At 42.8% G+C, this 16,625-nt stretch carries 7 protein-coding genes; all 7 read left to right on the top strand.

Annotated elements, in window-relative coordinates; all coding sequences use genetic code 11:
* Positions 1 to 90 precede the first annotated feature (90 nt).
* The 7 genes from FHS10_RS15090 to FHS10_RS15060 all read left to right on the top strand — a co-directional run bounded on the left by FHS10_RS15090 (position 91) and on the right by FHS10_RS15060 (position 16,451).
* Positions 91 to 1,023, top strand: coding sequence for a DUF4421 family protein (locus tag FHS10_RS15090; RefSeq protein WP_259091812.1), 933 nt, complete (start codon positions 91 to 93; stop codon positions 1,021 to 1,023).
* Positions 1,024 to 2,101: 1,078 nt separating this feature from the next.
* The gene (locus FHS10_RS15085; RefSeq protein ID WP_259091810.1) at positions 2,102 to 8,758 is read left to right on the top strand and encodes a cellulose binding domain-containing protein; all 6,657 of its coding nucleotides are present in this window, start codon (positions 2,102 to 2,104) and stop codon (positions 8,756 to 8,758) included.
* Between the two features lie 9 nt (positions 8,759 to 8,767).
* Entirely contained in the window at positions 8,768 to 9,712 is a 945-nt protein-coding gene (locus FHS10_RS15080) for a PorP/SprF family type IX secretion system membrane protein (RefSeq protein WP_259091809.1), read from the top strand.
* A gap of 411 nt (positions 9,713 to 10,123) precedes the next feature.
* Entirely contained in the window at positions 10,124 to 11,692 is a 1,569-nt protein-coding gene (locus FHS10_RS15075; protein WP_259091807.1) for an RICIN domain-containing protein, read from the top strand.
* Between the two features lie 304 nt (positions 11,693 to 11,996).
* Positions 11,997 to 13,250, top strand: coding sequence for a glycoside hydrolase family 88 protein (locus FHS10_RS15070; protein ID WP_259091806.1), 1,254 nt, complete (start codon positions 11,997 to 11,999; stop codon positions 13,248 to 13,250).
* The gene (locus FHS10_RS15065; RefSeq protein ID WP_259091804.1) at positions 13,251 to 15,149 is read left to right on the top strand and encodes a glycoside hydrolase family 97 protein; all 1,899 of its coding nucleotides are present in this window, start codon (positions 13,251 to 13,253) and stop codon (positions 15,147 to 15,149) included.
* 228 nt (positions 15,150 to 15,377) lie between these two features.
* The gene (locus FHS10_RS15060; RefSeq protein WP_259091802.1) at positions 15,378 to 16,451 is read left to right on the top strand and encodes a LacI family DNA-binding transcriptional regulator; all 1,074 of its coding nucleotides are present in this window, start codon (positions 15,378 to 15,380) and stop codon (positions 16,449 to 16,451) included.
* Positions 16,452 to 16,625 lie beyond the last annotated feature (174 nt).

The raw sequence follows: 16,625 nt of genomic DNA, 5'->3' as shown, positions 1-16,625 counted from the left end.
CGCCGGGATTATGTTCATGTAAAAAGCCGTAACTAATATATCATTTGGCGGTTTGGTTTATAAAGTTGGCCTAAACATTAATAAGTAACCATGATGAAGCATATTTATATTGCATTCTGCCTCAGTATTTTCACAGCATCTGAGTGCTGTGCGCAGACAACAGCTACCGACACGGCGTATATCAAGCCTTATAATCAAAAAGTATTAGTGGGTGGGTATGTTTCCACCAATACAGTTCAATTGGTTAACGCCGGTAAAACTTATATGCCTAATAACCCATTTAATGTTGGTGTGATCTTTGCCTTGAAAAATACGGTGATTAATGTCATGTTTGATTATGGTGTTGTGCCGTTGAAAAGCAAGTCTTACGGAAAAACAAGTTTAACTGATTTTCAGATCCATAATTATGGCAGATATTTGATGCTGGATTTGTTTATACAGCAATATAAAGGATTTTATACGCAGGGCCGATCAGCCGGTCGCGAGATCATGCGCTACCCGGATCTATCTGTTTCGCAAATTGGCGGGGAGGGAACTTATGTTTTTAATGGTAATAAATTTTCAAGCAAGGCTGCCTTTGAACAAAGTGAAAAGCAACTTCAGTCGGCGGGAGGTGTTATTCTAGGAGCCGGAGCTTATTTATATAAAGTAGGACTGGACAGTAACATGGTGATATCCGGTAAAAACCCCTTTCGTAATTTCCAGGTAGGGATAAACGGGGGGTATGCTTATTCCTGGGTAATTAACGAACGATGGTTGTTGTCGGGAATGGCAAAAGTAGGGGCCAGTTCCGGAAGTGAACCCCAGCTTAACGGAGGAGGAAAAATAAAAGTTTATCCAACTGCTTTTGCAAGAGGTTCTGCCATTTACCAGAAACCGGACTGGGCGGTATCGTTCCTGATGCTGATTAATAATAAATCGGCATTTGCCTATCAAAATGAATATAAGATAACTTCTGTCAACTTTCAGCTTTCCTACGTACGTCATTTTAACAATATTTTCAAAAAGAAAAAAAATGGGTAATAAGTAGATAAACCACACCAGTTTGGCCCCAAAATACTTTGAATTAGTTTAACGCTATGAAGGAGAGGGATTAAAATCGAACGATTAAACACCGCGTATAACAACCTATGCATGAAAATGAGTGTTATAGAGAAAAAGATATCCCTTCAGCGGGCTTAGCTACCCCAGGGCGTTTTTAAAATTATCTTCGTAAAAATCAAAAGCCTCAAATCTTTCGACTTGAGGCTTTTATTTTGTAAAGGGGAATGAAAGATTTTCAATCCGTTTTATGGAAGATTTGGAGCGTTTAAGCAGGATTGATAAGTTTTGAGTGATTTTGAAAATCTTTCGACTTAATTATATTTAAGGCATAAAAAAATTTACGGGTAATGCAAAAGTATATATGTGGGTGTTTGTGGAAAACATGATTGCATTTGTATTGATGTTTATGACTGAAAATTTATACCGCTTCACTGAAAAAAAGAGGTTGTGTAATAAATTTAGTCAAATGATTAATGATGTTCACCATTCCATTCCGGAATAGCAAACATTTAATTCCGCGACGCTTTGACCATATCAATTTATTGGTTTCCACTCGCGATCTTTCCGGCTCACCCACACAACTGACTACTCCAAAGCGCACGGAATCGCCTGATCAAGCCTCGCAAAATATCCAGTTTATACCTGACGTATAAAACTTCCCGTTGGTATCGTAAAAAAAGATTTCAAGTCATCCAAATTCCTGATTTTTATTTTTACCCCCTATGATTGCTCCCCGATCCCCCCTCGGGTTTCTGTTTTTGACGCGATATTTGGTTATTGATTTATAAATCAATAACCAATAAACCTTAGGAATTACCTGAGTTAATGATAACCCATAACTGTGATTTTTACGACCAAACGAGCTAAACCTTAAAAAGATGATAATGGCTTCATTGGTGATTACCAACTGAAACAGGTAGTGGCGGGTATTGGTTGCAAAATATTTTGATGAAAATTCAGCAACTCAGCTGTCGTTTTTTTTTGAGGCGGCTATAAGGGCATTTGTACCTTACCTAATGCAAATAACCAATGCTTAAACCGGCATTAATATAAAAATATGAGAAAAAAATTAACCCATTTATTTGTAGCAATTTTTGTTGTACTACTTGCAAACACAGGCGTGGTGTCCCTTACATATGCCCAAACCTTTGTTCAGCCCGGAGTTCCTTTCACCCGGGCAGATCTGGATCAACTTAAAGGTAATATTACCAAAGAACCATGGCTTACCGGGTACAACTCGCTGAAAGGCGACTCGCATTCACAACTTGCTTACGCTATGAAGGGGCCTTTTGCTACTGTAACCCGTGCCCCCAACTTAAACAATCCGGCCTGGTTGGATGATATGATTGCTATTCATAACCTGGCGTTCATGTATGTTTTTACAGGCGACTCCACATATGCCCGGAAAGCCACCAATATGCTTGATTCATGGGCGGTTATCAATACTACCTGGGGAGGTGGAGAAAATATGCTCGACATTGGCGACAGGGTAGCTTATTTTGTTGCCGGGGCCGATATTTTAAGAAGCACCTTCCCCGGATGGACAGCGGCTAACGATACCCATGTCAATAATTATTTCCGTAATGTTTTATTTCCAACTTCTTGGTCGCCTTACCCTACAAGAGATGCTAATAAAGGGGCTCTTCAATGTGCAATAGCAATTGGTATATCAGCCTATTTAAAAGATCCTGTTTTATGGCAGCAAGCCGTTGAGGTATACCGTATGGATGCAGGCGGCGGGTTACGAAATAGCTTACCTAATGGCGAAGTAGGCGACTCCGGTCGTGATGATCACTGGTTTGAGCAGATCCAGGCGCTTGGGTGGAGCGCGGAAGTAGCCTGGAAACAAGGTGTTGACTTGTTTGCAGAATTTGATAATCGTTTGCTTAAAATCGGCGAATTATATAGCCAGTATAGCCAGTCGCCTGCCGGTACTTTATCTTTTATACCATATGGTGCTTATGCCAGCTATTGGACCAATTGGGGAATCCCTCCCGGTTATGTTCACAGGCATCCATTTAACAATATCATTAAGGGAGCGTACGCGCTGCGTAAAGGTATTCCCACCCCATATACTGAACAAATACGGGCACTGGCTGGCGAAGATGGCTTCTCGTTTTTGTATTTAAAGTCGGCAGACACCTCACATGCTACCCCATTAACGCCTGTTGTTTACCCTGCCGATAATGTACAGGCGGTGAGTAATGTAACCAACCTGGATATCGGTAATACCGGGCTGGCAGGCAGCGCTTCGTTTAATAACGGGGTCTGGACAGTTAATTCTGCCGGAACTTCTACCAGTAATGCCTTCAACTTCAATTTTAAAAAGATCAGCGGCAATGCTGGCCTGGTCGTAAAAGTTAACAGCATGTCGATCAATACCGGTGGCTGCGGCGTCATGTTACGTCAATCGCTGGCTGCTGGTTCGGCATTTTGGGATATTTTTCTCAACGCTACAGGCGGTATCGGCAATCATTGGCAGCCCAAAGCCCCCTGGTGGTTAAAAATCGAACGCGTAGATACGCGTATATTCGCCTACCATTCGCAGGATGGTATTAACTGGACCAATCTTAGTTGCTGGTATTCTGCAACAGGTTTCCCGACTGATCTGTATGCCGGGTTTTATACCATCTCTGGTAATGCTTCGGCACTCAATACCGCTACGTTCAGCAATGTAGCTTATAGTCTAACTGCGCCGGCCGGCTCTCCGGATATCAGCAGTGCTACCACAGCCATAGCTACTATTAGCACACCTTTCAGTTATAATATTACCGCCGGTGCTAATCCATCTTCTTATAGTGCCAGCGGCTTACCAGCCGGGCTTAGCCTTGATGTGGCTACCGGTATTATTTCCGGCACACCTACTGCTTTAGGGCAAAGCGAAGTTACCATAGCGGCTACCAATGCCAGCGGCACCGGTACGGCAACCCTCATTCTCAACGTTATCAATAACCAAACGCCCGCAGCGCCTGCTTCGGCCGCGGCATCGGTGGTTAACGCTACGCAAATTAAATTGACCTGGGCAGCTTCGGCCAACGCTACCGGTTATTCGGTAAAACGTTCGCTAAGCCCCGGAGGTGCATATACAACAATCCAGGCAGGGGTTAGCGGTACCAGCTTTACTGATGCTTCTCCCGTGCCCGAAGTAAATAACTATTATATTATTACGGCCCTTACCGGGAATCTGGAAAGTGGTAACTCCAACGAGGTCTTTGCTTCAGTTCCACCTGCGGCCCCTGCACAACCCACTGTGGTTAATAAAAACAAGGAGATCGATTTAAGCTGGAACACCGCCTCGGGAGCAGCAACATATAACGTAAAAAGAGGCACCGTAAGTGGCGGTCCTTATATAACAGTAGCCAATGTGCCAACTACCAGTTACTCGGATGTAAATGTAAGTAACGGTAGCCCTTATTATTATGTGATTTCATCAGTTGGGCAAACCAAAGAAAGCACGAATTCGGTAGAGGGATTCGGAGTTCCGGGTTCGGGCTCTTATACCTGGAAACCGGTATCCGAAACGGATTCATTAAAACTGGCTTCTAATTGGGTAGAAAACGCTATTCCGGCAAGCCCGGCCATTGTCACCTTCAATGCATCTGCTGATACTATTTTGACTAATAATATTAAGGGGCTGGCGGTTTCGCGCATGCAATTTAACACGGGCGCAAACAGTTATACCATATCCGGTGATACGCTTCATTTAAAGAATGACCTGGTTAACAATGCCATAACCTCACATATGTTGAGCATGCCCATTGTTGTGGATACTTTGCTCAATGTAAACACGATAACCAGTGGTACGGTGTCCCTAACCGGAGGGATAAGCGGAAACGGGAGTTTGCTTAAAAATGGTATAGGATATCTTTATATACCAGGAAACAATACATACACAGGCACCACCACTTTAAACGGCAACGGCCAAAGCTGGCCCCCTGTATATGGCATGGAAGTTTCGGGCGCAGGTACAGGAACGCCCTCGGCTCCAACGTCTGGCCCGCTGGGCACTGGGAAGATTATTATGAATGGCGGCGCACTGTTCTCTGTAAATGGCGATGCAACCTTTTATAACGATTTTGAAATAGCTGCAGGTAAAACCAGTTATTTTTATCAAACCAGTAACGCCATAAATCTGTATGGTAAACTTTTAGGTAGCGGCACCATAATACAGGATGGAAACGTTTATGCGGGCTTGCACCTTTTTGGCGATAACAGCGACTTTACCGGTACTTTTGTATCGAAATTACGTAGTGGTAACAACCGGGTGCGTTTTGAAGTTCCTCAGTCGGGGAGTGCCAAAGCCTACTGGAACCTGGATGCCAACGGGAATGACTGCCAGGGCATACTCTTTGCTACCGGAACAATCAGTTTTGGCGCGCTTAGCGGCAGGGGAGCCATCCGTACAGATGCCGGGGGCAGTCCTACAATCAGCATTGGTGCATTAAACCTTAGTACTTCTTTTAATGGTATTATGTCGGGTTCTATGAATGTAGAAAAGGTAGGCACCGGAGTACTTATTTTTACCGGGAATAATTCATATGGAGGCACAACAATCATAAAGGGTGGAAAACTGCTGTTAAATGATGATCCATCGTCGGGTGTTTTCAACAGTCCGCTTACTGTTGAAGCCGGCTCATTTGGTGGAGCTGGTAAAGGCACAATGTCTGTCACCATTGGAACGGGGAGCGGCACAGGAGCGATACTTGAGCCAGGGAACCAGGCTATTGGTTCTTTGATAGCCGGCTCCTTAACACTAAAATCTGATGCTACTTACAATGCTGAAATTGATATGGGCAGTGCTACAGGGGATAAAATAACAGTTACGGGTGTAAGCCTGGTTAATTCACCCCAATTATCAGTAACAGGTACCGCCGGCACATTGCCATCGGGTACTGCATACACCATTATTGATAACACGGGCAGCGGCGCCATTGCCGGAACATTTAAGAATTTGCCTGAACTGGCTTTGATCACCGTTGGTGCATATAATTTCCGTATAACGTATAAAGGCGGAACCGGAAATGATGTGGTATTAATGGACGACCGTACAGTGCCTGTTACCATTACCAGTGCTTTAACCGACACCGTTGTTGTTGGTAAAACTTTTAGCTATACCATTGGAGCCATTAAATCGCCGAATGTTTTTTCGGCAACGGGGCTTCCGGCCGGGCTTAACATCAATACAAGTACCGGTATGATTTCTGGTATCCCAACTCAAACAGGTGTTTTTCCGGTTACCCTAACCGCGTCAAACGGAAGTACCACAGGGACAGTAACCCTTGTTTTAGCCGTTCAAAGCAATGTTGTAAGTGGATTACTTGTTGCCGCAGGAGATGCTAAAAATATAATAGAGTGGGTGCCAATATCAAATTTTACTTATAACCTTAAACGTTCAACTACGTCGGGCGGGCCTTATACCACCATTGGGAATGTTAGTACATCAAAATATACTGATATAAACGTAATTAACGGAAGCACCTATTTTTATGTAGTTACTTCGGTTGACGGCGCCGTTGAAAGCTCAAACAGCATTGAAGTAGTTGCAAAGCCTAACATTGGCCAAAACGATTATTATAAATTTGATGAGACAGGTGGCACAAAAGGGATTGACGCATGGGGGGCTAATCATGCTACGTTGGCGGCTACAGGTAGTCGAAGCACCGGGAAGTATGGACAGGCACTGCTGCTGGATGGAACGGCTAATGCCTATGCCTCATTGCCATCGGGCATTATGAGTACGCTGAATGATTTCACCATTTCTGCCTGGGTGCGGATGGATGCTATTACTACCTGGATGCGTGTATTTGATTTTGGATCAAGTACTACCCAGTATATGTTCCTGACAGTTCAGGCAGGTGTAACAAGTGGAAAATCTATTGTGCGTTATGCGATAAAAAATGGGTCTGCTGCTGAACAGAACCTTAATTTTAATTATACCTTCCCGCTCAATACCTGGACTAACCTGGCAATAACCAGGTTGGGCAGCACTTGCACCATGTATATTAACGGTGCTGCTGTGGCTTCTTCAACAGCTATCAGTATAAAGCCGTCGGCACTGGATGCCACAGGGTTTAATTATTTAGGCAAATCGCAATTTTCTGCCGATCCTATGTTTAAAGGCTCAATTGATGAGTTTAAAGTTTACAATAGGGCCCTTAGCCCATCAGAAATTGCCAATGGACTTTTGGGCGAACAAATGATTACCTTTAATCCAATAACTCAAAAAACAATAGGCGATCCGGATTTTGCACTCAATGCTACGGTAAGCTCCAATTTACCAGTAAGCTACACCAGTTCAGATACTACAGTGGCTACAATAGTTAACGGTAACATACATATTAAAGGTACCGGAACAAGTACAGTTACAGCATCCCAACCTGGTAACGGGCAGTATACCGCCGCAACACCCATAAGGCGTACACTGAATGTTGCACCATTGAACCTGCAGGTACAATACCAGGATGGCGACAATGGACAACTGACCAACACTATTATTCGCCCTTATGTAAATATCATCAACGCCGATTCCGTTGGCGTTGCCTACAGCGAATTAACTATGCGATACTGGTTCACTGCCGAGAATTATGCCGGTATTAATGCCTGGATAGATTATGCACAGTTAGGAAACAGCAATGTAAAAATGAAATATGTTGCGTTGGCTCGGCCTGTTAATGGCGCTTTTGGTTATGTGGAATATAGTTTCACAGCAGCGGGTAGCCTGGGTGCTGGCAGTAACACCGGGCAAATACAATCCAGACTTGCCAACCAGGATTGGGGAAATTTGAACGAAGCCGATGATTATTCTTATCAAAGTAATACCGGTAGCTATACCAGTAACAACCATATCACACTTTACCGCAACGGGATGCTGATATGGGGGATTGAACCGGCTGCTGTTACCCCGCTTACCAGCGTGAACGTGTTTTACCAAAATCAAAACACGGATACCGGCAGCAATACGATAAGTACCTATCTTTACATCAATAATACCGGCAATATGCCTATAGCCTATGGGGATATTACCGCGCGTTACTGGTTCACCAAAGACGGCACGCAGAGTTTGAACTACTGGATAGATTATGCTAAACAAGGTAGTGGTAATATCAGCGGTAACTGTGTTCCGTTAAGCACCGCGCTTAGCGGTGCTGATACTTATTTCGAACTGGCTGTAAACACAGCCGCGGGTACGCTTTATCCACTAAGTTCATCGGGCAATATTCAGTACCGTATTACCAAAGCAGATTGGTCGAACTTTAACGAATCAGATGATTACTCCTACCTGGCCAAAGATGTATTGAAGGAGAATAACCATATTACTGTTTATTATAAAGGGCAACTCATTTACGGCACAGAACCTTCAGCAGGCTCTATGTCATTAAAGAGCGCCCCGTTAGCTGTGGCTCCGCCGCAGCACGACATCAGCAATGAAGGGATTGTAGTGCACCAGGGCCTTTCACCTAATGGAGATGGCATTAACGATGTGCTGATGATAGACGGATTGACGTCCTACCCGGATAATAAATTAACGATCATGAATGGCAATGGCATCAAAATATTTGAAGCCAAAGGCTATGATAATAGCTCCAAAGTATTTGACGGGCGCTCCAGCATAAGCGGTGCCATGCAACAGCCGGGAACCTATTACTATTCGCTGGAATATCGCGCAGGTGCAGAAAATAAACATAAAACGGGTTTTATCATCATTAAATACTGATAGTACTGCATGATGCCGGACAGAAATAAAATTTGCAATAACAGGAAACCGCTGCTTATTGCATTAGGTCTGTGCCTGATACTTTTAGTAGCAGGCAACAGCGCTCTTGCACAACAGCAATCGTTTAACTACACACAGTATATGGATAACCTTACCCCGTTTAACCCGGCCTATTCACTGTTGGATAAAGCAGGATCGATCAATACACTTGCCCGCAGGCAATGGGTAGGGATAAACGGGGCACCGGTAACTTACCTCATCAACGGGAACCTACCCATCGAATCGATCAATGGTTCGGCCGGGCTGATGGTATTTAATGACCAGGTTGCTATTGAACGCCAAACAGAGGCGAACGTTTATTTTGCGAAAGGGATACAATTAGATGAGGGAAGCTATTTAGGGGTATCAATTAATGCGGGGTTCCGCAACTATACCGCCAATTATTCTTCCCTGGATGCCGCTGATCCAACCTTCAGGAACGATGTACGGGGAACGAAACCAAACATGGGCTTTGGCATAATGTATTACACCGACTGGTATTACCTTGGCGTATCAGTGCCAGAGCTAACGATAACCAGTCTGGGGACGGCATCAGTGCAGGATAATACCAATTTCAGGACCCATTATTATTTTTCAGGAGCGATGATAACTAATGTAAATGAAGAGATAAAGTTTAAACCGGCCACATTGATTTCCTATGTAAGAGGGCTACCGCTTACTGCTGATATATCCGGTATCTTTTATATGAAAGGCACATTAGGGCTTGGTGTAAACTACCGTACAGATAAAACAATGTCGGGGATACTTACTGTAAACATGAATGCATTCCATGTAGGCTACAGTTATCAGTTTGGTACGTCATCAAACACCTTTGGGGCCTTTAATAACGCCACCCATGAAATATCCCTGAGTTATCGTTTTGGCAGAGGGGCGTTTGATCCAAAGTTGTTGTAATAGATAATACAAATCAATCCTGCTTATCTGCCTTATGAGTTTGTATCTGTAGATAATACATATTATTAATTATTAACCCCCTTAAATGGTCTGTTGGCCCCGCCCGGCTATTTATTATTTGCTATATGTTTGACTTACAATTATTACCTGATATTCAATACGAAAACCACTTCTGTTATTTTGACTTCATTTTATTTAATTATTAACTAACCCTTTTTTGAGGGGGAGGTTGAGGTTGGTTTTGCGTTTTGATAAGTATTTTATGATGAAACCAATTAACCGATTTATATTTTAAACCAAATTTTTAAAAAGATGAAGTCAAAATTTTTAATTTTTCTTAGTTGCTTATCCCTTACGTTTACATTGGGGTGTAAAAAAACGTCTTCGCCTATAGCAGCGAAGGTTTCATCTGTGGCCGCTTCTAAATTGGCTGTAAACGCAACTTCAGTGTTTATCCATCCCGGTATGCTGCATAGCCAGGCAGATTTTATCAGGATGCAAACCATGGTTAGCGCAGCAACAGATCCCTGGCTTTCCGGATGGAACAAACTGACAGCTAACTCACACTCGGCATCAACCTATTCCATGCAGGGGCCGGTAGATACAGTTTACAGGGGTTCTGGATCGCCGCAAAACTATTCAAAGTTATATAACGACATCGCTGCTGCTTATCAAAACGCGTTGCGTTGGAAAATCAATGGCGATGTAGCCTGCGGAAATAAGGCGGTGGCTATCATGAACGCATGGTCCTCTACTTTGAAAGCTATCGGGGGATCTGCAGACAGGTGGCTGGCCGCCGGTATATATGGTTATGAGTTTGCCAACGCGGCCGAGATCATGCGTGACTATAGTGGTTGGTCGGCAACAGACCTTACCAATTTTAAAAATATGATGCTCAACGTATTTTACCCCATGAACCATGATTTTTTGGTAAATCATAACGGAGCATGTATAACCAATTATTGGGCAAACTGGGATTTGTGCAGCATGGCATCGATCCTTTCGATAGGCATATTATGTGATGATACCAATAAGTTTAATGAAGCGATAACCTATTTCAAAACCGGTGCCGGCAATGGATCAATTGATCATGCGGTACCTTTCTTATACAATTCTGGTCAGTTAGGGCAGGGACAGGAATCAGGCCGGGATCAAGGACATCAATGCCTGGATATTTCTTTATTAGGCGCTTTTTGCCAAATGGCTTATAACCAGGGTCAGGATCTATTTGCTTATGAGAATAATAAGGCATTGGCAGTTTCCGAGTATACAGCCAGCTATAATCTTGGAAACGAGGTGCCTTTTACCACTTACAATTGGGCCAATGGGCAAAATTGCACAGCGCAAACACAAACGGTGATAGCGGCAGGTGGAAGAGGGGATATTCGCCCAAGCTGGGAGCTTATTTATAATTATCAGCTATCGCACGGTATTACCGGAACAACCTACAGCGGTCAGTATGCTACCAATGTAAGGCCCGAAGGTGGCGGCGGCGATTATGGGCCAAACAGTGGAGGGTACGACCAATTGGGATTTGGTACTTTAACATATTCTATAGGGGCACAGCCGGTAGCCAATGGCACTTATAAATTAATCAACCGCGCCAGTGGAAAATACCTGGATAATTTGGGTGCAACCACTAATGGTGCAAATGTGGCACAATGGGCTTCAAGCGGCAGCAATAACCAAAAGTGGGTATTAACCTATAGTGGTGGTTACTACAAGTTAGCTTGTGTAACCGGTAGTAAATGCCTGGATAGCTATGACCATACTGCCGATGGATCAACAGTTGCACAGTGGGCGAGTGGCAGTAGTACCAATCAGCAATGGACAATTATACCTGTAGGTTCTTATTACAAAATTGTTAACCGCACAAATGGTAAATGCCTGGATTCGGGAGGTGGAACGACAGACGGAGCTATCATGCAATTTTGGCCAAGCGGCAGTAGTAACAACCAGCAATGGACTATTGCTCCATAATATACCTGTTGCTTTAAAGAAAAAACTATATTTAATAAACAAAACGGCATGGGTTATACGCTTATGCCGTTTTTGTTTAAACCATCCCCCTTGTTTGACCCATCAAACCCCCTTGTGATTGTTTGTTTTGCTCTACTTTCGGAACACGATTATAAACGATTTCCCGGGATATGCTTTGCGCTTATCATTAAATCAATTTAGTAGTTATTGATCTAACTCTTATAAGACAAACGTCTTTATCAGGATTATGGAGTAGATGTATATGAGGAAACATTGCAAGGCATGGGGAAATGACAATGAAATTATGAAAGACAATTGCTTGAAAACCCGTTTTAAGATTACAAGGTTAGCTGTGGTATTCATTTTTGTAGCCATCTTGAGTGTAGGATTTGAGGCGGATGCTCAAAGCAGTTTAAAAGTACCGCCCAATATTAATTATTGCGCGACACAGGCGCAAAAAACTTTAGGCGCTATTCCAGCAAGTGGTAATAACCTGCCCCGCAATATAGATAATGGTAAAACAGATTGGCGGTATGTAAACTATAAGGATTGGTGCAGTGGTTTTTGGCCCGGAATATTATGGTATTTATATGAGGGCACCCATGATCAAAAATGGAAGACAGCCGCGAATAAATTCACACAGGAATTAAAGCCACTTTCTGAGTATAGCGGTTTTGATCATGACCTGGGTTTTATGGTATTTAACAGCTTTGGCAACGGATATAGGTTAACTAAAGACCCGGGATATAAACAGGTTATATTAAGGTCGGCAGATTCATTGGCTACCTTATTTAACCCTAAAGTAGGTACTATTTTATCATGGCCGGCGATGGTGAAAAAAATGAACTGGCCACACAATACCATTATTGACAATATGATTAACCTGGAACTATTATTCTGGGCTTCAAAAAATGGTGGCAGCAGGCATTTATATGACATTGCGGTTAAACATGCGGAAACTACCATGCATAATCATTTCAGGCCCGATTATACTTCTTATCACGTGGTGGTATACGATACGGTTACCGGGAAGAAGATACAGGGAATAACCCACCAGGGCTATGCGGATAACAGTATGTGGGCCAGGGGACAATCATGGGCTATATATGGGTTTACCATGTGCTACCGCGAAACCGGGAATGCGGAGTTTTTGGATTTTGCACAAAAAGTAGCAGATGTATATTTAAACCGTTTACCAGCCGATTTGATCCCTTACTGGGATTTTGATGATCCCACTATACCCAATGCCCCTAAAGATGCTTCTGCCGCATGTATAACCGCTTCGGCTTTATTGGAGCTATCAACCTTTGTAAAGGATAAAACCAGGGCCTGGTTTTATCGTCATAAAGCCGAAGCCATGCTGCAAACGCTTTCTTCATCGTCCTACCAGAGCCGTGGTACAAATGATGCCTTTTTACTGCATTCCACCGGCCATCATCCAGCAGGGACGGAGATTGACGCATCAATTATTTATGCTGACTACTATTACCTGGAAGCCTTACTGCGACGGGAAAAATTACAACATATCAAAGCTTATCACCATTATAAATCACGCTAAATGAGATATTTTTTATTGGTTATGGTTTCATTTATCGCCTTAACCGCCAGGGGACAGCGCGCTGTAACAGACACTCCCGTTAATCTAAAATCACCAGATCAAAACCTCACGCTAAAATTCCATCAAAAATCATTTAGCGATAACAAGCGAATGATGTATTACGAGGTGAGTTATAAGGGTAAGGAAGTGATAAAAGAATCGGCCCTGGATATCCAGATGGATAACCAGCTTTCGGAGAAGGCCATGGCTTTAAAGATAGATCAACATAAAGACTGGTGCGAAAACCTGGAAATAAAGAGTTACAAAACAGTAACCCATGATACCACCTGGAAACCGGTAAACGGCGAAAGTAGCCAGGTAAGGGATCATTATAACGAAGTAGATATTACACTGGTAAAAGACGATAACCCGATATATGTGGTGCAGGTGCAGCTTAGGGCTTATAACGAAGGTGTGGCTATACGCTATTTTTTCCCCGAGAATGTAAAGGGAACTTATTATAATGTAACGGCGGAAAATACAGAATTTAGTTTACCCCCCGGCACACAAGCCTGGTTTGCCAACTGGGCACAGGCGCCCTATTATAAATTGCAATTATTGAACTGGCCCGGAGAAAGTGAGCGCCCGTTAACCCTTGAGCTGCCAAATGGCTTATTCGCGACACTTGCCGAGGCACAGATGGTAGATTATGCCCGTACCAAATTTAAGTTAAGTACAAATAAGCCCAATACCATTATTACATCAATGTTTGGCGACGTCCAACTGATATCGCCTGTATGTACTCCGTGGCGGGTAATCATGGTAGCTGAAAAACCAGGCGATTTAATTGAACATAATTATTTAATGCTCAACCTTAATGAACAAAGTAAAATAACCGGTAATACCGATTGGATAAAACCGGGGAAAATTATGCGGGTGATGACACAAACCACCGCTGACGCAAAAGCCAATATTGATTTTGCCGCCACCCAAAATCTGCAATATATATTATTTGATTGGAAATGGTACGGACCGGCTTTTAGCTTCAATTCCGATGCAACCAAAGTTGCCATAGCTGATTTTGATTTACCGGGAATTATTCAGTACGGTAAAAATAAAGGGATAGGGGTTTGGCTTTACGTTAACCAGCAGGCGCTGCTGGCACAAAGTGACAGCTTATTTGCGGTATATAGCAAATGGGGAGTAAAAGGTGTCAAATTTGGGTTTGTGCAGGTGGGATCACATCGCTGGACCACCTGGGTAGAGAAGGCTATACAACAGGCGGCGGCCAGCAAGATGATGGTTAATATTCATGATGACTGGCGCCTTACCGGCGAACAGCGCACATGGGCAAACTTGATGACGGCAGAGGGGATACGGGGAAATGAGGAGATGCCTGATGCTACCCACAATACTATTTTGCCCTTTACCCGCTATATAGCAGGTCCGGCCGATTATACTATCTGTTATTTTGATAAGCGGATAAAAACCACCCACGCTCATCAGCTGGCGTTAGCGGCCATTTATTATAGCCCGATTCAAACTTTATTTTGGTACGATAATCCATCACAGTATCACCAGGAACCTGAATTGGAGTTCTGGAATAAAATTCCTACTACCTGGGACGAAACCAGGGTGCTGCAAGGTAAGCCCGGTGAGTATATTACTACCGCAAGGCGAAAAGGAACAACGTGGTTTTTGGGTACCATTACCAATAACGAGGCCAGGTCTCTTAAAATACAGTTTACGTTCCTTGAGCCGGGAAAAAAATACAGGGCTAAAATATATAGCGACGACGCCGGGAAGGCTACTGCCACGCATGTACGTGTAAGCGATAGCGTGGTTAACAGCAAAACAATTTTAGACGTTAACCTGCAGCCATCGGGAGGCGAGGCATTATACCTGGAAGAAATTAAATAACAGTATTCAGGTGGTGTAACCTTAAAGATCTGGGGGCTTGTTCACTGCACAGGTTTACCGAATTAATTAAATCGTTGTAAAACCATGGAAGTTATACTGAATCTCCCAACCCCCTCAAATACCTTTTTTATGGGTGCTGTATAATTTAGCTAAAACGATATTACCCCGGTGTTCAGCTTTTTTATATATCGGTTGCTCATTCAGAGTGTCTGACGCCCCACTAATTTAATGATGAAACGGAAAATCACTATTAATGACATTGCTAAAGAACTGGGTATATCAAAAACCTCGGTATCCTTTGTTATCAATGGCAAGGCACGTGAAAAAAATATAAGTGCAGGTTTAGAGAGAAGAGTGTTGGCCTACATTGATGAAATTGGCTATCAGCCTAACCATTTTGCACAGGGTTTACGTACCGGTAAAACAAAAATGATAGGAATGTTGGTAGAAGATATATCGGATCCGTTTTTTTCTGCCATTGCCCGCATGATGGAAGAAATTGCCTATAAAAAAGGGTACAAGATACTTTACAGCAGCACAGAAAATGATACGCAAAAAGCAAAAGATTTGATAGAGTTGTATCGTATCAGGCATGTAGATGGTTACATTATTGCACCTCCTCCAGGCATTGAACCGGAGTTAAAGGAGTTAACGGATGACGGTTTCTTTGTGCTGTTATTTGACCGCACTTTACCGGGGTTAGAAATTAGCAGTGTTGTAGTAAATAACTTTGAAAGTAGTTATAAAGCTGTTAAACATTTAATGGATAACGGCTATAATAATATTGCAATGATCACCTTGCTATCCGATCAGACACAAATGCTTGACCGGAAGTTAGGGTATATGAAAGCGTTAGATGAAGCAAAAAAGCCATACTTATTAAAAAAAATAGCCTATCATGATAAAAGGGAAAATTGTATACAGGAAATCCGGGATTTTCTGGTTGCCAATAAGGATATTGACGCGCTTTTTTTTGCCACCAATTACCTTGCCGAAAGCGGGTTGGAAACATTAAAGCTTTTAAAGCGCTCTATTCCTGGTGATATAGGAATTGTAGTGTTTGATGACCATTATCTTTTTAAACTATTTACGCCATCTATTACTGCCATAGTTCAGCCAATTAAGGAGATATCAGAACAGGTAATTCATTTGATGTTAAAAAGTATTTCGGGCCCTAAAATCAAAAAAAACATTAAAACGGTGGTTATTCCCACATCACTCATAATCAGGGATTCTTCATTACCCCAAATAAAAATAAACAACGATTCCTGGGTTAAAAGACTGGTTAAAAATAAGTTCTGAGCAAACAGATATTTAAAAGCCAAACGCTCTTTCTTCCTTATAAAAGGCTTGCCAAATTGATTTTTTGTAAAAAGCCCGGTCAAATAGCCATTATCCGGCAATTTGATGGAAGAGGAGGTGTTTTTATTGATTTACCCCCCGCTGTTTGACCCCCTACACCCCTTTTTATTTTTT

Source organism: Mucilaginibacter dorajii (assembly GCF_024808255.1).
GTDB classification, from domain to species: Bacteria; Bacteroidota; Bacteroidia; order Sphingobacteriales; family Sphingobacteriaceae; genus Mucilaginibacter; species Mucilaginibacter dorajii.
This window is presented reverse-complemented; position numbering and strand designations above follow the sequence as displayed.